Here is a 25,488-nt window from a genome sequence, read left to right as displayed (position 1 = left end):
TAGTGGCTTCCGTCGCCCTTGTCAATTCAACCGCAGGCGCAATCAGGCGCGCGTGCCTGCAGCCGCCAGCATCTTCTTCTCGCGGCGGCGCTGCACCGACGACGGAATATTGAGCGCTTCCCGGTACTTGGCAACGGTACGGCGGGCAATGTCGATGCCTTCTTCGCGCAGCATATCCACAAGGGCGTCGTCAGAAAGCACTGCGGAGGGCGCCTCGGCATCAATAAGCGAGCGAATGCGATCGCGGACCGATTCCGACGAGTGCGCGTCACCGCCGGATGCGGAGCCGAGTGCCGATGTGAAGAAATATCTCAACTCGAATGTGCCGCGGGGGGTCATCATGTACTTGTTTACGGTCACGCGGCTTACGGTCGATTCATGCATCCCGATCGCTTCCGCGACGGTGCGCAGGTTGAGTGGGCGCAGATGGCTGACACCGTGGAGCAGAAAGGCATCCTGTTGGCGTACAATCTCGGAGGCGACTTTCATGATGGTCTTTGCCCGCTGGTCGAGGCTGCGGGCGAGCCAGTTGGCGCTCTGCAGGCATTCGTTGAGAAACTGGCGTTCGCCTTCGCGGGCGTGACGGGAAACCTTCGCGTAGTATGGCTCGTTGACGAGAACCCGTGGCAGGGTTTCAGGATTGAGCTCTACCGTCCAGCTTCCATCGCTTGCCGCCCTGACGACGATGTCAGGCACGACCGGGTCTGCGGTGCCGCCCGAGAACGCCATGCCGGGCTTGGGGTCAAGCGCCCGGATTTCCGAAAGCATGTCCGCCAGATCCTCTGCATCCACGCCGCACAGGCGCCCGAGTGTGCGAAAATCGCGCTTTGCCAGAAGCTCGAGATTGTCCACCATCGCCTTCATGGCGGGATCGTATCGATCCTGAGCGATCAATTGCAGTGCGAGACACTCCGCCAGATCACGCGCGAAGAGGCCCGGCGGGTCGAATGTCTGGCAGGTAGAAAGCGTTGCCTGGACGGTTTCAGCTGCGGCGCCGATACGCTGGGTGAGTTCTTCGATGTCAAGGGCGAGATAGCCTGCCTCATCCAGGCCATCGGCGAGTTCATGGGCGATGAGCAATTGCGCGGGGTCAGTGAAGGCCAGCGCGATCTGGCCATTTACGTGGTCGCGCAGGGTTGGGGCGGCGGCTGTTGTGCTCTCCAGGTCGAAAGCGGTGCCGCTGCTGCTTTGGAGCCCGTTGCCACTCGCCGATTTCCATTGCGCTGAGAGATCGGAGCCGATGCGCTCCTTTGTACCTGGATCATCCGGAAACAGGTTTTCCAGTGAGGAGTCCAGCTTGTCCGAAATGGATTCGGCTGTGTTTTCGCGCAGTTCCGGCTCGTTCTGCCAGGTTTCGGTGCGTTCTTCCGAATTGGCTTCGCCGCGCTCCAGCAACGGATTCCGCTCGATCTCGGAATCGAGGAAGCGTTCAAGCTCCAGATGTGTCATCTGCAGCAGCTTGATCGACTGCAGCAGTTGCGGCGTCATGACGAGCGATTGCGTCTGACGCAGATGGAGTTTTGGCGCAAGCACCATAAAAACCAGCCCCGATTGAGCCCGGCTGGGAGAGCCGGGAGAAAGCCGGATTCAATTGGCCCGACTTTTGCTTGTCAAGTTGAAAGAGGGGAATGGTTAAAGGGTGAAGCCTTCGCCGAGGTAAAGACGGCGTACATCGGCATTGCCGACAATGTCGTTGGGACGTCCGTGGGTAAGCACCTGGCCGGCATGAATAATATAGGCCCGGTCGATCAGTCCGAGCGTCTCGCGCACGTTGTGGTCGGTGATCAGGACGCCGATGCCACGGGCGGTAAGATGGCGCACGAGCTGTTGGATGTCGGTCACGGCGATGGGGTCGATGCCGGCGAACGGCTCGTCGAGCAGCATGAAGTTGGGACGGCTGGCGAGCGCGCGGGCGATTTCCAGCCTCCGCCGCTCGCCGCCGGAAAGCGCGACCGATGGCGACTTGCGAAGATGGCTGATGTTGAACTCATCAAGCAGCGCGTCGAGGTTCTTGTCGCGTTCCTTGCGGCTGGGTTCGACAACTTCCAGGATCGCGCGGATATTCTGTTCCACCGTCAGGCCGCGAAAGATCGAGGCTTCCTGAGGCAGGTAGCCGATGCCCAGCCGCGCGCGGCGATACATGGGCATTCCCGTAACGTCGTGCCCGTCGATATGGATTGTGCCCTGGTCCACTGGAACAAGGCCCGTAACCATATAGAAGCACGTGGTCTTGCCTGCGCCATTGGGGCCGAGCAGGCCTACGGCCTCGCCGGCGCGCACGCCGATGGAAACTCCGCTGACGACCTGGCGGCCCTTGTACGCCTTGGTCAGGCCACGAGCGATGAGCGTGCCCTTGTAGTTGGGCAGCTTGCCCCTGGCCGGATTCTCCGCCGCGGGCTCTTTTGCCGGCCGCTTCTTACGCAACTTGGAAATCAATGTGGGTTACTGCCTGTTCTGGGAGCCAGGGGTGAGCAGCATTTTCACACGGCCGCCAGAACCACCGCCCTTGCAGCCATCAAGCTTTGCCTGACCGCTCTTCATCTGCACTGTGAGGCGGCAACCGACGATGACGTTCTCGCCCTCCGAAAGCACAACCTCCTTGCCCGAGAGCACGAGCACCTCGGTCGCCATGTCGAAAGTGGCGCTGTCGCCGGTGGCGACCTGCTTCTCCGACTTCACGTAGACATTGCCGTCCACCTCAAGTCGGTCGATATTCGCGCTTCCGGTTGCAGCAGAGCCGCCATCTTTCAGGTAATACACCTTCATGCGCCCCGCCTTGAGCAGGGTCGGCCCCTGCACGACGGACACGTTTCCGGAGAACACCGCAACATTCTCGCTCTCGCGCACTTCAAGGCGCTCACTCTCGATCTGAATGGGTTTGTCACCGGAAAGCTGGAGGCCGGTCAGGCGACTCTGGGAATCCTGCGCAAGAGCGGCAGAGGACACTCCCGCCAGAAGAAGCACGCCAGAGGCGAGCCTGGAAAAGCTTCCGATGCGCATTGTGTTCCTCTCCATTGCCTGGTCATCGCGCCGGTGACCGTGGTTCAATTTCCCGCTGCTGCCGCTGTTTCGCGAAGCCGCGACGGGTCGATTGTAACGCGAACGCGTTTATCGAATACAAACACTTTGCCACCGTCTTCCGCTGCGAAGGAATCGGCTGCAATCTTCGTTCCTTCAAGCTCGATTTCCACCGGCTTCGAAGAGGCGAGGCTGCTGTTTTCGATATCGATTTCCGCAGAGTCCAGCGTGGCAACAATACCTGAAGTGGTGCGTAGCGAAATCTTGCTGGTGATGTCCAGACGATTATTGCTCCGATCATAGATGCCGTCACTCGCCTGGATGGTGGCGAAATTGTCGGCATCAACCGGCACATGGGCGCGAATGCCCTCAAGCTCGATGACATCCTCACCGCCCAGCTTCTGGCGTGCGCGCTCGGCTGTCATCTTGTAGGGGCGGTCGTCATTGGTGAAGCCGTTCAATTCGGGGCTGGACATGACCAGTGATCCGCCCTCGATCGATGCGCTTGCCAGATCTATCGCACCGCGCGTCCCGGAAAAGACGTAGGAATATCCGACGAACACAACGGTGATCACAAGAGCCGCTGCCGGAAGAACGCGTTTGAGAAGTCGCACACGCTGCGAATGCCGTGATGCCTGCTCGAAGGCTTCCGCACCGCGCTCGCTGCTACGGATTGCCTGCCCGCGCCCGCTCTTCGCCGCTTTGGCGCTGCTGTTGACTGATTCACTCATTCTATTTTTCCGTGTGCGCTACAGCAGACCAATCAGCCGATTAGGTCTGAGCCCTCCCGGATACTACCGATGACGATCCGATGAGGAACGCACGATCCATGAGGCGATACAACCCAACCCGGCTTCCGACCGAAACAGCGCAGCCACAAAACCCCGAGTTCCAAACTCGCCCCTTCATACTCCATTCAATCCCAATATGGCTATTTTTGGATTAACGACAATGATTTAGGCGCAATTTTTGCGCCTGTCTCGCCCATGACGTGTACTCGACGCAAAATCTTGTACAAAGGCGGTGGCTCCAGATTGGCCTTTGCACTAAAAGGCGCTTGGTTTGGACCGAAACCGGGTGAAAGCGAGGATGTCATGTCCACTCGAGCGGATGAACTGATCGACCGGCGGCGACTGCGGCGCAAGCTTACATTCTGGCGGGTTGTGGCCTTTGCCGTCATCGTGCTGGCGATCGCGTTCGCAACGCGTCAGATCATGGGAAGCGCGGTGGATGTTTCTGCGAACCATATCGCGCAGGTCAAGATTTCCGGAACGATCTTCGAAGATGACGAACTGCTGGACAGGCTCCAGCGCATCCGCGAAGCCCCATCAGTGAAAGGCGTAATCCTGACTATCGACTCACCTGGCGGCACCACGGCCGGGGGCGAGGCGATCTACGAGGAGGTTCGGCGGCTGGCCAGCGAGAAGCCTGTGGCGGCGCAGGTGGGTACGCTGGCAGCTTCGGCCGGTTATATGATCGCCAGCGCCACCGATCATATCGTCGCGCGGCAATCCTCCATCGTGGGTTCCATCGGCGTCCTCTTCCAATACCCGGATGTGAGCGGTCTGATGGACAAGCTGGGTGTAAAGCTGGAAGAGATCAAGTCATCGCCTCTGAAGGCAGAGCCATCACCTTTCAAACCGACAAGCGACGAGGCGCGCGCCATGATCCGCGCGATGATTCTCGACAGTTACGACTGGTTCGTGGGCCTGGTCACAGAGCGCCGACCCCTGTCGCGGGACGAAGTCTTGAAACTTGCCGACGGTTCGGTATTCACCGGGCGTCAGGCGCTTGAGAATAAACTGGTCGATGGGCTTGGCGGCGAACGTGAAGCAAAAGAGTGGCTGGTTTCAAAGGGGCTCAGCGACGATCTCGACGTTGTCGAATGGAAGAAGCGCGAAACGGCTGGCAGTCTCCTGCTGCCCCAGATCGCTTCCCGCTTTCTCGGAGTGCCCGAAGGCGGTGCCGACATCCTGCGTGAGCTTGGTGCCGACCGCATCTTCCTTGACGGTCTCCTGTCGGTCTGGCAACCTGAAATGAAAAGGTTGACTGACTAAAAAAGCAAACAAAATCATCTTTGTGTCACAGACACAGGGCGATAAACAGGGCAACTCAGCGGCGGAAAAGAATCCATGATCAAATCAGAGCTCGTGCAGACGATTGCCAATCGCAACCCGCATCTCTATCTGCGTGACGTGGAAAACATCGTCAACGCGATCTTCGAGGAGATCTCCGATGCGCTCGCGGAAGGAAACCGCGTGGAGTTGCGAGGTTTCGGCGCATTTTCCGTGAAGAACCGACCGGCTCGTACCGGTCGCAATCCTCGCACTGGCGAATCCGTCGAAGTCGAGGAAAAGTGGGTTCCATTCTTCAAAACCGGGAAGGAACTGCGCGAGCGACTGAACGCGGAGAAAGACCGTTAGGTCTTTCCTGAAACGTCTACCCGAAGCGTCTACCCCGAAGCGTCTACAATGTAACAGTGGGTTGAAATGGCCAACCGCATCATTCTCGTACTCGTTCTCGTGCCGTTGGCGGTAATCATCATTGCGCTGGCGGTTGCCAACCGCGCGCTGGTGCCTTTCACCATCGACCCGTTCAATCCCGGCAATCCTGCTCTCACTGTTCACTGGCCGCTTTTTACCTACCTCTTTGCCTCAGCGGTGCTGGGCATGGTGATTGGCAGCCTTGCCACCTGGTTCCGTCAGGGGCGCTATCGCCGCGATGCGCGTGAGCGCAGGAAAGAGGTCGACAAGCTGCGCAAGGCGACGCCTGCAGTCGCGAGTAATGCGCCGCAGATCAAACACTCCGCTTCGTGAACCCAGTTTAATTGAGATGAACCCGGCGGAGGCTTTGTTGCCTGTCCTGCGCTGCTATGGCAGAAGCGCGGGCATGATTGCCCAGTGTCGGAGACCCGATTGAAGCCAGCGCGCCCCAAACGCCGGAACGAAGACCGGCGCAGCCCCAGGAAGCACTCAGCGCCGGGCGAGAAGCCGCAGCGGCAACCGGCGACAAGCGCTCGTCCGGCGCCCCAGCGGCGCAGCGGTGCCCTGCCGGGTGAGCGGCTGCCCGTCATTCTCGAAGTGCTGCCCAATGAAGACTATGCGCTGCTCGATTCCGGCGGCGGGCAGAAGCTTGAGCAATACGGCCCCTATCGCATCGTGCGGCCGGAGGGGCAGGCGATCTGGCAACCTGCGCTTGGCCCGGCGGAATGGAACAGGGCGGATGCCATCTTTACCGGCGATACCGACGAAGAAGGCATGGGTCGCTGGCGTTTTCCCAGGGAGCCACTCGGCGAGACATGGCCAATGCGCCATGACGGGATCGACTATCTCGGACGTTTCACCTCGTTTCGTCATGTGGGCGTCTTTCCCGAGCAGGCGACACACTGGTCGCACATGGAAGCGCTGGTGCGCGAGGCGCGCCGCCCGGTGAAGGTGCTGAACCTCTTTGGCTATACGGGGTTGGCCTCGCTGGTTGCAGCCCGGGCCGGCGCGGAAGTGACCCATGTGGATGCGTCGAAAAAGGCGATCGGCTGGGCGCGCGAGAACCAGGAAATGGCCGGCCTCGGCGACAGGCCGATCCGCTGGATCTGCGAAGATGCGGTAAAATTTGCCGAGCGCGAGGCGCGGCGCGGCAATGCCTATGACATCGTTCTGTTCGACCCGCCCGCTTATGGGCGCGGGCCCAAGGGCGAGGTGTGGCAGCTGTTCGAGGATCTGCCCTATCTGGCCGATCTCTGCCGCTCGATCCTGACACCCAGGCCGCTGGCGGTGGTGCTGACGGCCTACTCGATCCGCGCCTCCTTCTTCGCCATACATGCCCTGATGCGCGACACATTTGCCGGCGATGGTGGCCGAGTGGAATCGGGTGAACTGATCATTCGCGAGAAATCGGCAGGCCGCGCCCTGTCCACCTCGCTGTTTTCGCGCTGGGTAGCATCATGAGCGGACATGACAATGAGCGGCGCAGGCCGGGTCAGGTGAAGGAAGTCACCAGCCTGACCAATCCGATCATCAAGGATATACGCGCGCTGGCGCAGAAGAAGTATCGCGACCGCGAACACGCCTTCATCGCCGAGGGACAGAAGCTGGTGATCGACGCTTTCGATGCCGGCTGGACGATCCGCACGCTGCTCTATGCCAAAGCGGGGCGCGGCAATGAGGCGGTGGAGCGGCTGGCCGCGCGCACCGTGGCATCCGGCGGTCTTGTTCTCATCGTCAGCGAAAAGGTGCTCTCGACCATCACCAAGCGCGACAATCCGCAGATGGTTGTCGGCGTCTTCGAGCAGAAGACGGTTAAGCTTGAAACCGTAAAGCCCGCCGATGGCGACGTCTGGGTGGCGCTCGACCGGGTGCGCGATCCCGGCAATCTCGGCACGGTTCTGCGCACCGTGGACGCCGTGGGCGCAAAGGGTGTCATCCTCGTGGGCGACTGCACCGACCCGTTTTCCTTCGAGACGGTGCGGGCGACGATGGGCTCCATATTCGCCGTGCCCATCGTGCGCTCGAGCGAAGAGGCGTTTCTCGCCTGGCGGAAGGGGTTTTCCGGCCGGGTTGTGGGCACGCATCTGAAAGGCTCGGTCGATTTTCGCACCGTCGATTACAAGAAGGGGCCGGTCCTGCTCCTGATGGGCAATGAGCAGCAGGGCCTGCCGGACCGGCTTGCCGAAAGCTGCGACACGCTCGTGCGCATCCCGCAGGCGGGGCGGGCGGATTCGCTCAATCTCGCCGTAGCAACGGGCGTGATGCTCTATGAAATCCGGCGCGAGGCGCTGCCGCTTGAAGAAAGGGCCGACGCATGAGCGCGCGCGCCATCGGGTTTTACGCGCTGCTGATCGTGCTCCTCACGGTCGCAGATCAGGTGGTGAAAGAGCTGGTCGAGACCATGATGCCGCTGCATGAGCGGATCGGGCTTCTGCCGTTCCTCTCACTTCTGCATTCACGCAATACCGGCATAGCCTTCTCCATGTTTTCCGGGATGAGCGATCTTGCGCTCAGCCTTGTGATGGCAGGTGTGATCCTGTTCATCGGGTATCTCGCACTGCGCACGGGGGCCGCGCAAAAATGGGCGCGGTTCGGCTTCGCGCTCATTCTGGGTGGGGCATTCGGCAATCTCATCGACCGGCTGACCAGCGGTTTCGTTACCGACTACATCTATTTCCACACGCCGGTCTGGTCGTTTGCGATCTTCAATCTGGCCGATGTGTTCATCACCATTGGTGCGGGACTTGTCATCCTCGACGAGTTTCTTGACTGGTGGCGCGGCCGCTCGGGCGGCCAGACGCACGCGGATTGACCTCGCGCCCGCTGCGCCGCAAAGTCTGCCATCATCGATGACCGTAACCAGCCGGAGTGAGTGATGGCGGACACGTTTCAAGCGGTTCTGATTTCGCGCGACGAGGACAAGAAGCAGTCGGTCGAATGGACGGAGCTTTCCGAAGACGATCTGATGGAGGGCGACGTTACCGTTGCCGTGGAGGCGACCACCGTCAACTACAAGGACGGGCTCGCCATCACCGGAAAGGCGCCCGTGGTGCGACGCTTTCCCCTCGTGCCGGGCATCGATTTCGCCGGCACGGTTGTGAAATCCACCCATGACGGCTGGAAAGAGGGCGATAAGGTCATTCTCAACGGCTGGGGCGTGGGTGAGACGCATTATGGCGCCTATGCCGGGCGCGCGCGGGTGAATGGTGACTGGCTGGTGCCGCTGCCCGACGGAATGAGCGCGAAGGACGCCATGGCCGTGGGCACCGCCGGCTATACGGCCATGCTGTGCGTGATGGCGCTGGAACGTCACGGCATCACGCCGGAACGCGGGCCGGTGGTGGTGACGGGGGCGGCCGGCGGTGTCGGCTCTGTCGCAATCGCGCTTCTGGCCGGGCAGGGGCATCACGTGATCGCCTCCACCGGACGCGCATCCGAAGCCGATTACCTGAAGGAGCTGGGCGCGGCGGAGATTATCGACCGGGAGGAGCTTTCCGGTCCCGCCCGTCCGCTCGGCAAGGAGCGCTGGGCCGGCGGCGTGGACGCGGTGGGCAGCCACACGCTCGCCAATGTGCTTTCCATGACCTCCTATGGTGGGGCGGTGGCCGCCTGCGGGCTGGCGCAGGGCATGGACCTGCCGGCCAGTGTCGCGCCGTTCATCCTGCGCGGCGTCTCGCTGCTGGGCGTTGATTCCGTCATGGCGCCGAAGGAACTGCGCATGGAGGCCTGGCAGCGCATTGCCAAAGAACTCGACCACAAAAAACTTGGCGCGATCGCAAGCGTCGTGCCGTTCAGCGACGTGATTTCGGCGGCAACGGACATCATCGAAGGCAGGGTGCGCGGGCGCGTGGTGGTGGAGATGCCCGGTTAAGGCTATCGCTAAAATTCAAACGACCAGCCAAAAGCTTCCGTAATTCCCGCCGCCTATTGTCTTCGCCATGACAGTTGCGGGGAAAAACAAAAGCGACCAGAAGCCGGCAAGGACGCTTTCTCCAGAGCGGCAGCCGCGCAAGAGGATCCGCATCAGGCCACCGGCGCTCGCGCCGGTGCGGCTTCCCGTGCCGACACATCATGGCGAGGTGGCAATCGGTCTCGCGATCATCCTGATTGCCGGGCTCAGCCATCTGACAGGCGCTTCACCGCTGGTCAGCATGGCGCTTCTGGGGCTGGGCGCTCTTGCGCTGGCCATCGCCTTGCGCGCCTCCAGGGCGGACCGGCGCATGGCGACTGCGCTTGCAGAATCCGAGACGGTCAATCGCGGCGAGCTCGAAGAACTGGCCGACCGCATGTGGGAGCTGCGCGAAAGCGAGGAGCGCTTTCACGGGCTGGTGGACGCGCTGGGAGACCTGATCGTCCACCGCGACCGCAGCGGCCGCATCGTCTATGTGAACCGCGTGTTCGCCGATCTTCTGGGCCGCGACCCTTCCACCCTGGTGGGCCGCACGCTGAGCCAGCTCGGCATCGACATCGGCCTCGTGCCCGATGCGGCTTTCACCGATGGCGAATGCCTGAGCTCCACCGATGTGGCGATCCACACGCGTGGCGGGGTGCGCTGGTATTCATGGATCGAGCACTCGGTGCGCGACGACAGCGCGGATTCGGTGTCGCACCGCGCCATTGCGCGCGACATCACCGCCCGCAAGCGGGCCGAGACGGCGCTGATCAACGCGCGCGAACGCGCCGAACAGGCAAGCCGCGCGAAATCGAGCTTCCTCGCCACTGTGAGCCATGAAATCCGCACCCCGATGAACGGCATTATGGGCATGGCGACGCTTCTGGCCGACACGGAACTGACGCCCGAGCAGCGCACCTATGTGGGCGCGGTATCCACTTCGGCGAGCGCGCTTGTGGCGCTGATCGAGGACCTGCTCGACTATTCCAAGATCGAGGCGGGGCGGCTGGAGCTGGAGCCGCAGGCGCTCCCGGTGAACGAGCTCGTGGAAAACGTGGTCGAGCTTCTGGCTGCCCGCGCCTTTGCAAAGAACATCGGCCTTGGCTGCTACATCGCGCCGGATGTGCCCGAAACCATCACGGCGGACCCGGGGCGCCTGCGCCAGGTGCTGATCAACCTGCTCGGCAATGCGCTCAAATTCACCGATGAGGGCGGGGTGACGGTCGCGGTCTCGCGGGCGGAGAAGAATGGCGCGCCGGCGCTTCGCATTGCCGTTTCCGATTCCGGGCCCGGGCTCGAGAAGGACGATATCAGTCGCATTTTCAAGGATTTCGAACAGGTGGACGGCAGCTCCACCCGCCGCCATGGCGGCGCGGGGCTCGGCCTCGCCATCACCAAGCGCATTGTCGACGCGATGAATGGCTCGATCAGCGTGGCGAGCACGCCGGGCGAGGGCTCGGAATTTGCCGTGCTCCTGCCGCTGGACGCGGAGGCGGAAGAGGCGGGTCGTGTCGAGCCGGTGCTCGAAGAGGTCAACGCCGTCATTCTTTCGCCCTTCGCACAGGAGGCCGAGACCATCGCCATGACCGTGCGTGTCCATGGCGGGCGCGCGGCGATCGCCGCCACTGCGGAGGATGCGGCAAGGCTCGCCGAGGAGAGCGGCCGGCCGTTCAACACGGTGCTGGTCGACGCCTCGCTTGAAAGCGACGAGGGCGCGCTGATCACCCGTCTGCACAAGCTCGGCGTGGGCGGAGACCGCGCGCTGACGCTGATCACGCCTTCCGAGCGCGGGCGGCTTCCCGCGTTTCGCGCCAGCGGATATGGCGCGTTTCTCGCGCGGCCCGTGCGTGGCAGGACGCTGCTGCGCCAGCTTTTGGGCAGCAAGGGCGAGGCCACCTGGCCGGCTGCGGAAAAGCATGATCGCACACATGACGCCGGGACCATGGGCCGGCGCGCGGGCGGGCTCAACATCCTCGTGGCCGAGGACAACGAGATCAACGCCATGCTGGCGCGCGCCACACTGTCTCGCGCGGGGCATCGGGTCACGCTCGTTTCCAACGGGCGCGAGGCGGTGGAGGCGGTGAGCGCGCCGGGCACACGCTTCGATGCGGTGCTGATGGACCTGCACATGCCGGTGATGGACGGGCTCGACGCCATCAACGCCATCCGCCGGCACGAGGAGGAAACAGGGCTGGCACCTCTGCCCATCCTCGTTCTCACCGCCGACGGGCAGGAGGAGACGCGCAGCGGCGTGCTTGCCCATGGCGCCAATGGCTTTGTCACCAAGCCGCTCGACCCGGACGAACTTCTGGCCGCGCTGGAGCTGCAGGTCACGGCCTGAAAACAGGGTGGGGGACAGACCCAGGTGCGGAATGAGCGGTTCGATTGGGCGGGTTGCGAATGCCGCTTCTCTGTGCCTTCACCCTCATCCTGCGCTTCCTGAGCCTGTCGAAGGGCGAAGGGCGCGGCTGAAGGCATGCACGACCCTCGCCACCGCCGCTGCACTCCATGCCGCCCTCGCCCTTCGACACGCTCAGGATGAGGGCTGTGTGGTCCTTCGCCCTCCAAGCACCGCGTCTACCCGGGCCTGACGCGGGACCCATTGAGAGCAGGGCCTGGTTTTGCAGAAGGCGCTGCCGGTGGAGCAGGGGCGGTGCCCGCGCCCCCACTCCCGCTTGCCGCTTACCTTCGTGTGACGGTAGTGTCATAGTTCTGTCGCAAGCGATCACTATCTGAGCGTCAACGCCAAGCGGAGGAGAATCAGCAATGCAGGGCATCACGCTGAACCGGACGCCTCTCGATGACCAGGCCGCAAGGCCGCCGCTCGTAAGCGCTGCCGAGGAGGCTCTTCTGGGCCGCATCGGCTCGCTGGAAGTGCGCCTTGCGCGCAGCGAGGAGGAGATTGCCGCGGCCCAGAGCATTCGCTACCGGGTTTTTTATGACGAGATGGGCGCAAAGGCGCCGCTCGGCGCGCTGAATGCCGACCGTGACGCGGATGCGTTCGATGCCGTGTGCGACCATCTTCTGGTGTTCGACACCGCGCTTCCGGGCGAGGATGTGGACCGCATTGTCGGCACCTACCGGCTTTTGACGCCGGAGGGCGCGCGCCGGGCCGGAAAATTCTATTCCGCAGACGAATTCGCCATCGAGACGCTGATGGCCCGCCATCAGGGCCGCCGCTTTCTGGAGCTTGGCCGCTCCTGCGTTCTGCCGCCCTACCGCACCAAGCGCACGATCGAGCTCTTGTGGCAGGGCATCTGGGCCTATTGCCGCAAGAAGCGCATCGACGTGATGATGGGCTGCGCCTCCTTCCCCGGCGTCGTGCCGGCGGCCCATGCGGAAGCGCTCTCCTTCCTCGGGCATTTCTGCCAGGTGGAGGCCGAGTGGCATGTGCGCGCCGTCGCCAGCCGCTATGCCCCGCTCGACCTGATGCCGAAGGAAGCGATCCAGACCCGTTCGGCGCTCGCCGCCATGCCGCCCCTCGTCAAAGGCTATCTGCGCCTCGGCGCACGCTTCGGCGATGGCTGCGTGATCGACCATGATTTCGGCACCACGGATGTGTTCGTCGTGCTGCCGGTGGAGGCGATCTCGGACCGGTATATCAATTACTACGGGGCAGAAGCGCAGCGTTTCGCGGCTTGAGTTTCGGATTGGCTTTTTGCCGGATAATAATATTTTGAGAACTATTATTCGCGCTTTACTTTTGCAAAGGCTGCCTTGCCGAGCGTTGAGGCAGTCTTCGCATTCTTGGGCTGCCCCTTAAAATATCAAGAAGCGCGTTTCGCTAAGGCGCTTGCGATTTTTACCCCCTCACAGCAGTATTGCGATGGGTGACCTAGGGGGAGAATTTATGAATTCCATTCCAGAATATCTCACAAAGGGCGAGAAGGCACGATTATTCCCCGTTCTTTCAGATACTTCTAAAGAAGGAAGGACGACTTCGGTTGTGCTGGCATGTTTGGCGCATATCCAAGAGTTCGGGCGCGCGATGCTCTCCACCGTCGGGCAGCGCGCGGGTTCGCGGGCTCGGGTCATTTGCTACACTGAAGTGTGTTTCAAGAAGGATGAGAAGACCAAAGGCGATAGGCCGGATGGGTTGATCGTTCTCAAAGTCGGACGTCGTGAATGGAAGGCCTTGGTCGAAGCAAAGGTCGGAAATGCGGAGCTCAACCCAAATCAGCTGGAGCGATATCTGGAGTTAGCTCGCGCCAATGATGTTGATGCTGTCATCACAATTTCAAATCAATTTACTCCTGCTCCTAACGAGCATCCAGTGCCAGTCTCAAGGCGCGCCGTGTCTAAGGTGGCACTCTATCACTGGTCTTGGATGCACATTCTCACACAGGTTGATCTCTTGCTTCAGAACGACGAGGTCGCAGATGAGGACCAGGAAGGTGTTCTCGTAGAACTGGCTCGTTTTCTAACGCATGATAGCGCTGGTGTGAAAGGCTTCGACAGTATGCCGGCCGCTTGGACTGAATTGGTGCAGTCGGTCGCAAATGGAAGTGCGATTTCACATCGCTCGCCACTTGCCAAAGAGGTCATCGATGCTTGGTATCAAGAAGCGCGAGATCTCTCATTGATACTGTCACGAAAGATCGGGGTTCAAGTCGCTACACGTCTTCCACGTGTCCACCGGAATGATAGCCAAGCGCGGCTCAAATCAGATCTTGAGGAATTGAGTAAGAACAGCGTCATACTCACTTCTTGGGATATAAGAGATGCTGCTGGAGCCTTGGATTTCTGCGTCGACCTGAAAACGAAAACAGTTACAGCTTCAATGAAGGTGCGCGCTCCAGCTGACAAGGTCAAATCTACGGCAAGGTTGAACTGGCTGTTGCGTCAGCTGAATAATAAAGCGCCTGAGGACTTATTCGTTCGTCTGCACTGGACCGGTCCAGGAGTTTATACTCAGCACGCTTTAGCGACTTTGCGTGAAAATCCGGATATAATTTCTCAGGATAGGACGAATGCTCAATTGCATACTTTGGAAGTTTGTCTCGTTCGTAACCTAGCGGGGCGGTTTGGGCAGAGGAAGAACTTTATAGTCGATATAGAAAACTGGTTCCGGAGTTCTACGAACGCGCGGGCCAACGCATCAAGGCATGGCAACCTTCTGCACCGAGGATAAGAGAAGTCTCTGCCACGGAAGATGGAATCTGCGGTGAGGGCGGTCGGATAGCTGAGGAAGAAGAGGGGGCAACTGCCGACTGAATCTCCGGTCTCATCCTAAGCCGTCTTAGGATGAGATGCGGCAGTGCGACAAAGCCCCTTCTTCATCCCCCCAATCAAACCGCCGCATTATAAGCCGCAATCGCCGCCATGTTCACGATATCGGAATCCTTCGCGTTCAGCGAAACCACCTGAACAGACTTGTTCAGCCCCACCAGAAGCGGGCCGATGACGGTTGAGCCGCCCAGTTCCTGCAGCATCTTGGTGGAGATGGAGGCGGAGTGGAAGGCGGGCATGACCAGCACGTTGGCCGGGCCCGACAGGCGGCAGAAGGGATATTGCTGCATCAGGCCCGGGTTCAGCGCCACATCGGCGGCCATCTCGCCATCATATTCGAAATCGACCCGGCGCTTGTCGAGGATCTTCACCGCCTCCTGCACGCGCTCGGAGCGTTCGCCCGGCGGGTGGCCGAAGGTGGAGTAGGCGAGCATCGCCACGCGCGGCTCATAGCCCATGCGGCGGGCCTGTCCGGCGGCCTCCTCGGCAATGTCGGCCAGCTCCTCGGAATTGGGCATGTCGTGCACCGCCGTATCGGCCACCAGCACGGTGCGCCCGCGACACAGCGCCAGCGTGACGCCGATCACCCGGTGGCCGGGGCGCGCGTCGATCACGCGGCGCACATCGTCGAGCACGGTGGAATAGTTGCGCGTCACGCCGCTCACCATCGCATCCGCATCGCCCAGGGCCACCATGGTGGCGGCGAAATGGTTGCGGTCGTTGTTGATCAGGCGCTGCGCATCGCGGAAGAGATAGCCCTTCCGCTGCAGGCGCTCATAGAGATAGTCGGCATAGATGCTGTTGCGGCGCGAAAGCCGCGCATTGATGATCTCGATGCCTGATTTGGAAAGATCGACGCCCGCCTGTCGCGCCGTCTCGCGGATCTGCTCCTCCCGGCCAAGCAGGATGGCGGTGCCGAGCTTCTGGTTCACATAGGAGGCGGCAGCGCGCATCACCTGCTCTTCCTCGCCCTCGGCGAAGACCACGCGCTTGGGCTGGCGGCGCACCCGGTCGTAGATGCGCTGGAGCGTCGAGGCGAGCGGGTCGCGGCGGGCCGAAAGCTCGTTTTCGTATTTCTGCATGTCGAGGATGGGGCGGCGGGCAACGCCCGAATCCATCGCCGCCTTAGCAACAGCCACCGGCACGGCCGAGATGAGGCGCGGGTCGAACGGCACGGGGATAATGTAGTTGGGGCCGTATTTGGGGCGGTTGCCCTGATAGGCGGCGGCCACATCGTCCGGCACGTCCTTGCGGGCAAGCTCGGCCAGCGCCTCGGCGGCGGCCACCTTCATCGCGTCGTTGATGGTGGTCGCGCGCACATCGAGCGCACCACGGAAGATGTAGGGGAAGCCGAGGACGTTGTTCACCTGGTTGGGATAGTCCGAGCGACCCGTCGCCATGATGGCGTCGGTGCGGATTTCGGCCACTTCCTCCGGCGTGATCTCCGGGTCGGGATTGGCCATGGCGAAGATGATCGGGTTTTTCGCCATGGACTGCACCATGGCCGGCGTCAGCGCGCCCTTGGCCGAAAGGCCGAAAAACACATCCGCCCCTTCCAGCGCCTCGGCAAGCGTGCGCTTGTCGGTCTCGACGGCATGGGCGGATTTCCACTGGTTCATGCCTTCCTCGCGGCCCTTGTAGACCACGCCCTTCGTGTCGCAGAGGAAGACGTTTTCCGGCGCAAGGCCAAGCGATTTGGCAAGTTCGATACAGGCAATGCCGGCAGCCCCCGCGCCATTGCAGACGAGCTTCGTCGTCTTGATGTCGCGGTCGGTGAGGTGCAGCGCGTTGATGAGGCCGGCGAGCGCGATGATGGCCGTGCCGTGCTGGTCGTCATGAAAGACGGGAATGTCCATCAGCTCGCGCAGCCGGCTTTCGATGATGAAGCATTCGGGCGCCTTGATGTCTTCCAGATTGATGCCGCCGAAGGAGGGGCCGAGCAGCTTGACGCAGTTGACGAAGGCGTCGGCGTCTTCCGTGTCGACCTCGAGATCGATGGAATCGACATCGGCAAAGCGCTTGAAGAGCACGGACTTGCCCTCCATCACCGGCTTGGAGGCAAGCGCGCCGAGATTACCAAGGCCGAGGATCGCCGTACCGTTGGAGATGACGGCCACCATGTTGCCGCGCGTCGTGTAGTCGAAGGCGCGGCTCGGATCTTCGGCGATGGCCTGAACGGGAACCGCCACGCCCGGCGAGTAGGCGAGCGAAAGATCGCGCTGCGTTGCCATCGGCTTGGTGGGGGTGATTTCCAGCTTGCCGGGCCTGCCGGATGAGTGGAAGTCCAGCGCTTCCTGCGGGCTGACGGACGGTCCCTGACGTTCGGACTTTTTATCGTTGGGCATGTCGGCTTGTTTCCTCCGGGAGACGGGCTCTGGCTTATGCTTTCTGTGGAGTTTTGCCAGTGACGGGTGCATAAGGCTACACTTTTGCCCAGTAAATGGCCAAGCAGATTGAAGCTGTTGATTTGAAGCCAGTACAAAGCCAATGCAAAGGCTGGGGGAGCCCTCCTTGAACGACGAAACGCCCATGCGCCAAAAGGCAATGCAGGCAGCCGCCGGGGCAACGCCCATGATGGCGCAATATATCGAGATCAAGACGGCCAATCCCGATTCGCTCCTGTTCTATCGCATGGGCGATTTCTACGAGCTGTTTTTCGAAGATGCGGAGATTGCCAGCCGGGCGCTGGGCATCACGCTCACCAGGCGCGGCAAGCACCAGGGCGACGACATCCCCATGTGCGGCGTGCCGGTGCACGCGGCCGACGATTATCTGCAGAAGCTGATCGGGCTTGGCCACCGCGTGGCCGTTTGCGAGCAGATGGAAGACCCGGCGGAAGCCAAGAAACGCGGCTCCAAATCCGTGGTGCGGCGCGATGTGATCCGGCTGGTCACGCCGGGCACCATCACCGAGGAAAAGCTGCTCGACCCCTCCGAGGCCAACTATCTGATGGCCCTTGGCCGGGTGAAGGGAGGGGATGAGAGCCTTGCGCTCGCCTGGATCGACATTTCCACCGGCGCGTTTCGGGTCGCACCCACGCGGCCCGACCGGCTTTTGGCCGATGTACTGCGCATCGACCCGCGCGAGCTGATCGTGCCGGAGGCCGTCTATTATGACGAGGCCTTCCGGCCTGCCTTCGATGTTCTGGGACGGGTGGCCAATCCACAGCCGGCGAACCTGTTCGATTCCGCCTCCGCCGAAATGCGCCTGACGCGCTTTTATGGCGTGGCGACGCTGGAAGGCTTTGGCCGCTATTCCCGCGCCGAGCTTTCGGCCATTTCCGGCGCGGTCGCCTATGTGGAGAAGACCCAGAAGGCAGAGCGTCCGCCGCTTGGCCGCCCGGAACGTGATGACGAGGGCGCGAGCCTGTTCATCGACCCGGCGACCCGCGCCAATCTGGAGCTTGGCCGCACCTTGTCCGGCAGCCGCGAGGGCAGCCTTGCCAAAGCCATCGACCGCACGGTGACGGGGGCGGGCAGCCGGCTTTTGTTCGAGCGGCTCATGTCACCGCTCACCGATCCGGAGGCGATTGGCAGGCGGCTCGATGCGGTGTCCTTCTTCCTGTCCGAGCCGGGCCTGCGCGAGGATATGCGCCGGCTTCTGAAGGGCGTACCGGACATTGCCCGCGCGCTTTCGCGTCTGGCGCTCAACCGTGGTGGCCCGCGCGATCTCGGCGCGCTCGCCTCCGGTTTCGAGGCAGCGCATGGCGTGGCGGAGCTGCTTATGGGTAAGGACGCGCCGGCGGAGATCGCCGGAGCGCTTTCCGGAATAGCCGGTCTTCCCATGGATTTTGCCGCCCATCTTGCGCGCGCGCTTTCTGATGAGCTTCCGCTTTTAAAGCGCGACGGCGGGTTCATCCGCGCCGGCTACAATGACGAGCTCGACGAGATGCGCGCGCTTCGCGACCAGTCGCGCCGGGTGATCGCCGAGATGGAGCGGCAGCTTGCCGAGGAGACGGGCGTCAAGTCGCTCAAGATCCGGCACAACAATGTGCTCGGCTACTACATTGAGGTCACGGCCAACAATGCCGGCGTGATGACGGGAACGGATGAGGCCAAGGCCCGCTTCATCCACCGCCAGACCATGGCCAACGCCATGCGCTTCACCACGACGGAACTGGCCGAGCTTGAAACGAAAATCGCCAACGCCGCCGACCGCGCCCTGCAGATCGAGCTTGGCGTGTTCGACCAGCTGCTGTCGGAAGCAGTGTCCGCCGCCGACCGCATCCGTGCTGCCGCCGATGCGCTGGCGGTGCTCGATGTTTCGGCCGCACTTGCCGAGCTTGCGGAAGCGGAAAACTATTGCCGCCCGCAGGTGGACGACAGTCTCGACTTCCACATTGAGGGTGGACGGCATCCGGTGGTCGAGCAGGCGTTGCGCAGGCAATTGGCCGAACCGTTCGTTGCCAATGACTGCGACCTCTCGCCGACAGGTGAAGAGCAGGCGGGCGCGATCTGGCTTCTGACAGGCCCGAACATGGGCGGTAAATCGACTTTTCTGCGCCAGAACGCGCTGATCGCGGTGATGGCGCAGATGGGCTCCTTCGTGCCCGCGTCTATTGCCCGCATCGGCGTGGTGGACCGTCTCTTCAGCCGCGTCGGTGCGTCCGATGATCTGGCGCGTGGCCGCTCAACCTTCATGGTCGAAATGGTGGAGACCGCGGCGATCCTCAATCAGGCGGGGCCGCGCGCGCTGGTGATCCTCGATGAGATTGGCCGGGGAACGGCGACGTTTGACGGTCTTTCCATTGCCTGGGCAGCGGTCGAGTATCTGCACGAACAAAACCGCTGCCGGGCGCTCTTCGCCACCCATTTCCACGAGATGACCGCGCTTTCCGAAAAGCTCGGAAGGCTCTCCAATGTCACCATGCGGGTGAAGGAATTCGAGGGTGACGTGGTGTTCCTGCACGAGGTGGGACGCGGCGCGGCCGACCGCTCCTACGGCGTACAGGTGGCGAGGCTTGCTGGCCTGCCCCATGCGGTGGTCGAACGCGCCCGCGAGGTGCTCCAGCAGCTTGAAGAGGGCGAAACCTCCGGCAATGCCTCGAAGCTGATCGATGATCTGCCGCTCTTCTCGGTGGCGGCAAAACAGGAAGCCAAGGCATCGAAGGCACCTGACCGGCTTGGCGATGAGCTGCAGGCGATCAACCCCGACGACCTGACCCCGCGCGAGGCGCTGGAGGCGCTTTACCGGCTGAAGCAGATTGCGGCGGAGAAATAGGCTGCTTGCCTCCCCCTAAAGCGCGTCGCCCCAGTCGGCTTTGCGGGCGGCCCTGAAGGAGGGGCCTTCGCGGCGGGTGACAAGGCGTTCCTCCAGAGCGCCGCTGCTGGTGCACAGTTTCAGGCGCACCATGCCGCTGGCCTTCTTTGGCGGGGCGAGCACTCGGTCGGGTCGGTCGTCGGGTGCGTGGCGAGACACCGCCAGAAAGCAGAATTTTTCATCCTCCCACGGCACCTCGCCGCCCTTGGCTGTGCGGTGCAGGCGCGAGCGGGCGACGCGGCGCGAAAAATGACACCAGTCGGGGTCCCCCACCGGGCAGGGCGCGTGATGCGGGCAGGGGGCCAGAATGTAAGCGCCGAGAGCGGTAAGTCGGACGCGTGCGGCAAGAATGCGCTGCCATCCGGCAGGGGTGCCTGGCTCCACGATCACCAGCGTGTCGGTGGTCAGGGACCAGAGGCGGTCGATCAGCGCTTCGCGCACCGCCGGGGCAAGCTCATCCAGAACATAACAGAGCGTCACGAGGTCGGCCGGCGCGATATCGGTGAGACCGCCTTCGATGCTTGCCGCAAGCCACCTGGTGTTCACGGGAAGAGCTTCAGCAAGCCTTGCGCCCGCCTCGCGCATGGCAGCGCTTGTTTCAACAAGCGTCGCCACACCAAGATGTGGCCACTCTGCATGTGCCGCCCAAAGCGCTGTGCCGGGGCCCGCGCCGACGTCGAGCATGCGCGATGGCGCAAGATCCCGACGCCGGGCCGCCGTCTCGGAAACGCACTGGCGCACCGCGGCATAAGTGGCGGGCAGACGGGTTGCCAGATAGGCTTTTGCCGCCAGCGTGTCCCCCACATGCAGGCTACCATCGCGGGTTTCGGCGCGATAGCGCTGCGACAGGCGCCGGGCGGCGTCCTGTATATCGGAAAGCGGGGTGCCTTCCAGAAATGCATCGACTGCCTGGCGCAGCGGGGCGGGAAGCTCCATTTGAAACCCGGGTGGTTGGTGTGCGAAACGGGTGCGACATAGCGGCAGGCGGTAAAACCCGCAACCGCAGTTTTTGACAGCCATTTCGCAGCGCGCGAAAACACGCTATACAGCGCCGCCAACTCGGGAAACTCATGGCCAAGGTCCCACTCAAGCTCGATCAGATCATCGATGGCGCGGCGTTGCGTGCCGAGCTATCAGCCTTTGCCGAACAGTCGAGCGGTCCAGAGCAGCGCTCGAAGGTTATGAAGGCACTGAAGGCGCGCATAGCTGAAGGCCGCAAAGTCGCTGAAACCATGCTGATGAATGATGGGGGGGGCACGGCCTGCGCGGCGCGTCTCTCGCATCTCATGGATGTGATCATCACCGAGGTGCAGCTTTTTGCGGCAACGCATGTCTATCCGACACAAAACCCTTCATCGGCAGAGCGGTTGGCGATCGTCGCGGTCGGTGGCTATGGGCGTGGCACGCTGGCGCCAGGCTCCGATATCGATCTCCTGTTTCTGCTTCCTTACAAGCAAACCCCGTGGGGCGAGCAGATCGTTGAATATGTGCTCTATATGCTGTGGGACATGGGGCTGAAGGTCGGTCATGCCACCCGCAACATCGATGAGTGCATCCGCCAGGCGCGCACCGACATGACGATCCGCACTGCGGTTCTGGAAGCGCGCTTCATTTGCGGTGAGAAGCCTCTCTACGAGGAAATGGTCGAGCGCTTCGACGAGGAAGTGGTCAAGGATACGGGCGCCGAATACAGCCAGGCCAAGCTGGCCGAGCGCGATCTGCGCCATGCCAAGGCGGGCGAGAGCCGCTATCTGGTCGAGCCCAATGTGAAGGACGGGAAGGGCGGCCTGCGCGACTTGCACACGCTGTTCTGGATCGGCAAATATTTTTACCGTGTGCGCCGCGCGGAAGACCTGGTGGGTCAGGGCGTTTTCACCCGCAAGGAATATCTCCAGTTTCGCAAGGCGGAAGATTTTCTCTGGGCAGTGCGCTGCCACATGCACTTTCTTACCGGAAAGGCTGAAGAGCGGCTGCATTTCGATATTCAGCGCGATATTGCCGAGCGGCTTGGCTATACGAGCCATCCCGGCCTGTCGGCGGTCGAGCGTTTCATGAAGCACTACTTTCTGACCGCCAAGGGCGTGGGCGACCTGACCCGCATCTTCTGTGCGGCTCTTGAGGAGGAGCAGGGCAAGCATGTGCCCGGCTTCAACCGCTTTTTCATGAATTTCTCGCGCCGCCGCAGAAAACTTGCCGGCACCAGCGATTTCATCGTCGACAATCACCGCATCAACGTGGCCGACGAAGGTGTGTTCGAGCGCGACCCGGTGAACCTGTTGCGGTTGTTCTGGTTTGCAGACCGGCACGGGCTCGAATATCACCCCGAAGCGCTGAAGCTGCTTACCCGTTCGCTCAAGCTGATCGATCGCAATCTGCGTCGCGACAAGGAGGCCAATCGCCTCTTCATGGATGTGCTGACATCCGACCGCGATCCCGCGCTCAATATGCGCCGCATGAACGAGGCAGGCGTTCTGGGCAAGCTCATCCCCGATTTCAACAAGATCGTGGCGATGATGCAGTTCAACATGTACCACCACTATACGGTCGACGAGCATCTCATCCGCTGCATTGGCGTCCTGTCCGAGATCGAGCATGGCGACGGGGAGAAGCTGCATCCGCTTTCCCATTCCCTGATGCCCTCGCTGAAACCGTGGCGCGAAGTGCTCTACACCACGGTGCTTCTGCATGACATCGCCAAGGGGCGACCCGAAGACCACGAGACGGCGGGCGCGCGTATCGCCCGCAGGCTGTGTCCGCATATGGGGTTCGATCCCAAGGAAACGGAGATGATCGCCTGGCTGGTCGAGCATCATCTCGACATGTCCATGGTTGCCCAGACGCGCGATCTGAACGACCGCAAGACCATCCAGGACTTCGCCGACATGGTGCAGTCCGTGGAACGGCTGAAGCTGCTTCTGGTGCTGACCGTCTGCGACATTCGTGGGGTAGGGCCGGGCGTATGGAATGGCTGGAAGGGGCAGCTCCTGCGCACGCTCTATTATGAGACCGAAGTGCTTCTGACCGGTGGCTTCTCGGAGGCACCGCGCTCGACCCGTGCGGATGAGGCGCGCCAGAGGCTGGCAAGCGCGCTAGAGGAGCACGGCTGGCCGAAAAAAGACATCGAGGACTATCTCGAATTGCATTATTCGGCCTATCTTTTGGCCGTCGATCTGGATGATCAGATCCGCCATGCGGATTTCATCCGGGAGGCAGACCGGGAGGAGCGCCCGCTGGCCACGATGGTGAAGCCACACACATTCGAGGCGGTGACGGAGATTACCGTATTTGCTCCAGACCACCCCCGCCTCCTGTCCATCATTGCGGGTGCCTGCTCGGCGGCGGGAGCAAACATCGTCGATGCGCAGATTTTCACCACCACCCATGGCCGCGCGCTCGATACGATCCTGATCAACCGTGAATTCGATTTCGATGCGGATGAGCGCCGCCGCGCCGAAAGTGTACGCAAGCTCATCGAGGATGTACTCTCGGGCAAATCCTATCTGCCAGACATGATTGAAAAGCGCGCAAAGCCGCGCCGCGGCACCCGTGCTTTTCGTGTCGAACCGCGTGTAGAGATTGGCAACACGCTGTCGAACCGCTTCTCTGTCATCGAGGTCAAGGGGCTGGATCGGCCGGGTCTTCTCTCGGAGGTGACCGAAACGCTGTCTGATCTCTCGCTGGATATAGCTTCCGCACACATCACCACTTTCGGTGAGAAGGTGATCGACACATTCTACGTGACCGATCTCACCGGCCAGAAGATCGTCAGCACCGATCGGCTGGACGCCATTCGCAAGGCTCTTCTAAAAACGCTGGAAAGCGGCGTGGAGCGATCGGCGAGAGGCAAGTCACGGGCGGCTGCCGAATGAGCGGAACAGCGGGGGAGGGAGTCTTGCAGGGCGGCGGCGGGAGCAGCGTTCCGGCATGGATCCCCGGGCTTGACCCGGGGATCCATGCCAGAGCATCTCAGCATTGCAATTCTATGGATTGCAGCCCCCATCCCGCTCCCGTTTTCAGGTCTTCCTAGCCATGAGTCTCATTGGAAAATTCGCCAGTGTCGGCAGCGCCACCATGGCAAGCCGCATACTCGGCTTTGCGCGTGAGGCTCTTATCGCCGCCGCGATCGGTGTCGGCCCCGTGACCGATGCGTTCTATGCCGCGTTCCGCTTTCCCAATCTCTTCCGGAGGCTCTTCGCTGAAGGTGCGTTCAACACCGCCTTCATTCCGCTGTTTGCCAAGGAAATGGAGGGCGGCGGCATCGAGGCGGCGCGGCGCTTTGGTGAAAATGTGCTCGCCGTTCTGATCACGGTGCTCTTGGCGCTGTCGGCCGCGGCCATGCTCGCCATGCCATTCCTTGTCTCCACCATCATCGCGCCGGGTTTCGCCGACACGCCGGAGAAGTTCGATCTGACGGTGATCATGACGCGTATCATGTTCCCCTATCTGTTCTGCATGTCACTGGTCGCCATGTTCTCCGGCATTCTGAATGCGATGCGCCATTATTTTCTGGCAGCATTGGTGCCAACGCTTCTCAATGTCATTCTGATCGGGGTTCTGCTTGTCGCGCTGCTATGGGAATTCGACCCACGCCAGACGGGGATCTGGCTTGCCTGGGGTGTGTTTGCTTCGGGTCTGGCGCAGCTTTTCTTTCTCATTCAGGGCGCGCGTCACGCGGGCTATTCCATGCGGTTGCGCCCGCCGCGTCTCACACCGGGCGTCAAGCGCCTGCTTGTGCTGATGGCGCCTGCGCTGCTCACCGGCGGCATCATGCAGATCAACCTTCTGGTCGGGCAGATCATTGCCTCCACGCAGGACAATGCCATTGGTCTTCTGAACTTTGCCGACCGCATCAACCAGTTGCCACTCGGCGTCATCGGCATTGCAGTTGGCGTGGTGCTCCTGCCGGAGCTCTCCCGTGCGCTGAAGGCGGGGGATCATGCCGACGCGCAACATCTGCAAAACCGATCCATGGAATTCGCGCTGGGGCTCACACTGCCAGCCGCCGTAGGGCTCATGGTGATGCCGGCTCCGATCGTTGCCATACTCTATGAACGTGGCCAGTTTACCGCTCTCGATACGGCGATGACGGCGGCGGCTCTCGCGGCCTTCGCGAGCGGTCTTCCGGCCTATGTGCTGACCAAGGTGTTTCAGCCAGCCTTTTTTGCCCGCGAGGACATGAAAACACCCATGTGGTTCTCGCTGATCACGGTGGTGGTGAACATTGCGGCGAGCCTCCTGTTTTTCCCTCTGTATGGTCATGTGGCCATTGCCGGGGCGACGGCGCTCTCTGCCTGGGTGAACGTGCTGCTGCTGGCCATTACCCTCTGGCGGCGCGGTGACTTTCGTCCGTCGTCGCTCACCCTTCGTCGCATCACCTTTATGTTGCTTGCGAGCGCAGTCATGGGAGCGGTCGTGTGGGCGCTGCTTGCTGCTCTGCCGGAGTTCGTGGGACACGATCTTCTGATCGTCCGTATTCTCACGGTTATTGCCATCGTCCTTCTGGCGGCCATTGCCTATTTTGGCGTGGCGCTTGCGACCGGTGGCATCGACCGGGCGGAACTGGCGCGTGTTCGGCGCAGACGCGGCAGATAAGTCTCCCATTAACCG

19 protein-coding genes are annotated in these 25,488 nt (G+C 61.9%); 13 read left to right on the top strand and 6 right to left on the bottom strand.

What is annotated here, in order from left to right; all coding sequences use genetic code 11:
* Positions 1–42 precede the first annotated feature (42 nt).
* The 4 genes from rpoN to lptC form a co-directional block, all read right to left on the bottom strand.
* Positions 43–1,536, bottom strand: a complete 1,494-nt coding sequence (gene rpoN, locus P2W41_RS17355) for an RNA polymerase factor sigma-54 (RefSeq protein ID WP_404933892.1) — start codon at positions 1,534–1,536, stop codon at positions 43–45.
* A 96-nt stretch (positions 1,537–1,632) separates the two neighbouring features.
* The gene (gene lptB / locus P2W41_RS17350) at positions 1,633–2,367 is read right to left on the bottom strand and encodes an LPS export ABC transporter ATP-binding protein (RefSeq protein WP_292900002.1); all 735 of its coding nucleotides are present in this window, start codon (positions 2,365–2,367) and stop codon (positions 1,633–1,635) included.
* A gap of 75 nt (positions 2,368–2,442) precedes the next feature.
* Complete coding sequence (locus tag P2W41_RS17345; RefSeq protein WP_404933891.1) at positions 2,443–3,000, bottom strand: LptA/OstA family protein; 558 nt, start codon at positions 2,998–3,000, stop codon at positions 2,443–2,445.
* A gap of 44 nt (positions 3,001–3,044) precedes the next feature.
* Positions 3,045–3,749 (bottom strand): LPS export ABC transporter periplasmic protein LptC, encoded by a 705-nt coding sequence (gene lptC / locus P2W41_RS17340; protein ID WP_292898774.1) that lies wholly within the window; start codon positions 3,747–3,749, stop codon positions 3,045–3,047.
* Positions 3,750–4,112: 363 nt separating this feature from the next.
* Here lptC and sppA point away from each other — a divergent pair, with 363 nt between their 5' ends.
* From sppA to P2W41_RS17290, 10 genes are all read left to right on the top strand, one after another.
* Positions 4,113–5,075, top strand: a complete 963-nt coding sequence (gene sppA, locus P2W41_RS17335) for a signal peptide peptidase SppA (protein ID WP_404933890.1) — start codon at positions 4,113–4,115, stop codon at positions 5,073–5,075.
* 75 nt (positions 5,076–5,150) lie between these two features.
* Positions 5,151–5,441 carry an integration host factor subunit beta gene (locus P2W41_RS17330; protein WP_007008125.1) on the top strand — a complete coding sequence of 97 codons (291 nt, stop codon included), beginning with the start codon at positions 5,151–5,153 and terminating at the stop codon, positions 5,439–5,441.
* 66 nt (positions 5,442–5,507) lie between these two features.
* Entirely contained in the window at positions 5,508–5,834 is a 327-nt protein-coding gene (locus P2W41_RS17325; protein ID WP_404933889.1) for a LapA family protein, read from the top strand.
* Positions 5,835–5,933: 99 nt separating this feature from the next.
* Positions 5,934–6,962, top strand: a complete 1,029-nt coding sequence (locus tag P2W41_RS17320) for a class I SAM-dependent methyltransferase (protein WP_404933888.1) — start codon at positions 5,934–5,936, stop codon at positions 6,960–6,962.
* Positions 6,959–7,819, top strand: coding sequence for an RNA methyltransferase (locus tag P2W41_RS17315; protein WP_292898783.1), 861 nt, complete (start codon positions 6,959–6,961; stop codon positions 7,817–7,819). The genes P2W41_RS17320 and P2W41_RS17315 overlap by 4 nt, the downstream gene beginning before the upstream one ends.
* Positions 7,816–8,313 (top strand): signal peptidase II, encoded by a 498-nt coding sequence (gene lspA, locus P2W41_RS17310; protein WP_404933887.1) that lies wholly within the window; start codon positions 7,816–7,818, stop codon positions 8,311–8,313. The genes P2W41_RS17315 and lspA overlap by 4 nt, the downstream gene beginning before the upstream one ends.
* A 63-nt stretch (positions 8,314–8,376) precedes the next feature.
* Positions 8,377–9,372, top strand: coding sequence for an MDR family oxidoreductase (locus P2W41_RS17305; RefSeq protein WP_404933886.1), 996 nt, complete (start codon positions 8,377–8,379; stop codon positions 9,370–9,372).
* Positions 9,373–9,439: 67 nt separating this feature from the next.
* Positions 9,440–11,734 (top strand): ATP-binding protein, encoded by a 2,295-nt coding sequence (locus P2W41_RS17300; protein WP_404933885.1) that lies wholly within the window; start codon positions 9,440–9,442, stop codon positions 11,732–11,734.
* Between the two features lie 425 nt (positions 11,735–12,159).
* A complete protein-coding gene (locus P2W41_RS17295; RefSeq protein ID WP_404933884.1) occupies positions 12,160–13,035 on the top strand; it encodes a GNAT family N-acetyltransferase in 876 nt (291 codons plus the stop codon).
* Between the two features lie 208 nt (positions 13,036–13,243).
* Positions 13,244–14,524, top strand: a complete 1,281-nt coding sequence (locus tag P2W41_RS17290) for a hypothetical protein (protein ID WP_404933883.1) — start codon at positions 13,244–13,246, stop codon at positions 14,522–14,524.
* A gap of 157 nt (positions 14,525–14,681) precedes the next feature.
* Here P2W41_RS17290 and P2W41_RS17285 read toward each other — a convergent pair whose 3' ends face one another.
* Entirely contained in the window at positions 14,682–16,967 is a 2,286-nt protein-coding gene (locus tag P2W41_RS17285; RefSeq protein ID WP_404933882.1) for an NADP-dependent malic enzyme, read from the bottom strand.
* A 226-nt stretch (positions 16,968–17,193) separates the two neighbouring features.
* On the opposite strand from P2W41_RS17285, the gene mutS reads away from it, so the two are divergent.
* Positions 17,194–19,842: a DNA mismatch repair protein MutS gene (gene mutS / locus P2W41_RS17280; protein WP_404935013.1), complete on the top strand. Its 2,649-nt coding sequence runs from the start codon at positions 17,194–17,196 to the stop codon at positions 19,840–19,842.
* Between the two features lie 15 nt (positions 19,843–19,857).
* Here the strand turns inward: mutS and P2W41_RS17275 are convergent, their stop codons facing one another.
* Entirely contained in the window at positions 19,858–20,817 is a 960-nt protein-coding gene (locus tag P2W41_RS17275) for a small ribosomal subunit Rsm22 family protein (protein WP_404933881.1), read from the bottom strand.
* A 134-nt stretch (positions 20,818–20,951) separates the two neighbouring features.
* On the opposite strand from P2W41_RS17275, the gene P2W41_RS17270 reads away from it, so the two are divergent.
* Entirely contained in the window at positions 20,952–23,750 is a 2,799-nt protein-coding gene (locus P2W41_RS17270) for a [protein-PII] uridylyltransferase (protein ID WP_292898799.1), read from the top strand.
* 160 nt (positions 23,751–23,910) lie between these two features.
* Positions 23,911–25,473, top strand: coding sequence for a murein biosynthesis integral membrane protein MurJ (gene murJ / locus P2W41_RS17265; protein ID WP_292898801.1), 1,563 nt, complete (start codon positions 23,911–23,913; stop codon positions 25,471–25,473).
* The last annotated feature ends 15 nt before the right edge of the window (positions 25,474–25,488 follow it).

The sequence above is a fragment of the Nitratireductor sp. L15S-10 genome (assembly GCF_045011005.1).
In the GTDB taxonomy this organism is placed as follows: Bacteria; Pseudomonadota; Alphaproteobacteria; order Rhizobiales; family Rhizobiaceae; genus Nitratireductor.
This window is presented reverse-complemented; position numbering and strand designations above follow the sequence as displayed.

Bases quoted from the DNA above. Each gene is read 5' to 3' on its own strand.
- rpoN (WP_404933892.1), bottom strand. From the start codon at position 1,536: ATGGTGCTTGCGCCAAAACTCCATCTGCGTCAGACGCAATCGCTCGTC.
- P2W41_RS17345 (WP_404933891.1), bottom strand. From the start codon at position 3,000: ATGCGCATCGGAAGCTTTTCCAGGCTCGCCTCTGGCGTGCTTCTTCTG.
- lptC (WP_292898774.1), bottom strand. From the start codon at position 3,749: ATGAGTGAATCAGTCAACAGCAGCGCCAAAGCGGCGAAGAGCGGGCGC.
- sppA (WP_404933890.1), top strand. From the start codon at position 4,113: ATGTCCACTCGAGCGGATGAACTGATCGACCGGCGGCGACTGCGGCGC.
- P2W41_RS17330 (WP_007008125.1), top strand. From the start codon at position 5,151: ATGATCAAATCAGAGCTCGTGCAGACGATTGCCAATCGCAACCCGCAT.
- P2W41_RS17325 (WP_404933889.1), top strand. From the start codon at position 5,508: ATGGCCAACCGCATCATTCTCGTACTCGTTCTCGTGCCGTTGGCGGTA.
- P2W41_RS17315 (WP_292898783.1), top strand. From the start codon at position 6,959: ATGAGCGGACATGACAATGAGCGGCGCAGGCCGGGTCAGGTGAAGGAA.
- lspA (WP_404933887.1), top strand. From the start codon at position 7,816: ATGAGCGCGCGCGCCATCGGGTTTTACGCGCTGCTGATCGTGCTCCTC.
- P2W41_RS17305 (WP_404933886.1), top strand. From the start codon at position 8,377: ATGGCGGACACGTTTCAAGCGGTTCTGATTTCGCGCGACGAGGACAAG.
- P2W41_RS17300 (WP_404933885.1), top strand. From the start codon at position 9,440: ATGACAGTTGCGGGGAAAAACAAAAGCGACCAGAAGCCGGCAAGGACG.
- P2W41_RS17295 (WP_404933884.1), top strand. From the start codon at position 12,160: ATGCAGGGCATCACGCTGAACCGGACGCCTCTCGATGACCAGGCCGCA.
- P2W41_RS17290 (WP_404933883.1), top strand. From the start codon at position 13,244: ATGAATTCCATTCCAGAATATCTCACAAAGGGCGAGAAGGCACGATTA.
- P2W41_RS17285 (WP_404933882.1), bottom strand. From the start codon at position 16,967: ATGCCCAACGATAAAAAGTCCGAACGTCAGGGACCGTCCGTCAGCCCG.
- mutS (WP_404935013.1), top strand. From the start codon at position 17,194: ATGATGGCGCAATATATCGAGATCAAGACGGCCAATCCCGATTCGCTC.
- P2W41_RS17275 (WP_404933881.1), bottom strand. From the start codon at position 20,817: ATGGAGCTTCCCGCCCCGCTGCGCCAGGCAGTCGATGCATTTCTGGAA.
- P2W41_RS17270 (WP_292898799.1), top strand. From the start codon at position 20,952: ATGGCCAAGGTCCCACTCAAGCTCGATCAGATCATCGATGGCGCGGCG.
- murJ (WP_292898801.1), top strand. From the start codon at position 23,911: ATGAGTCTCATTGGAAAATTCGCCAGTGTCGGCAGCGCCACCATGGCA.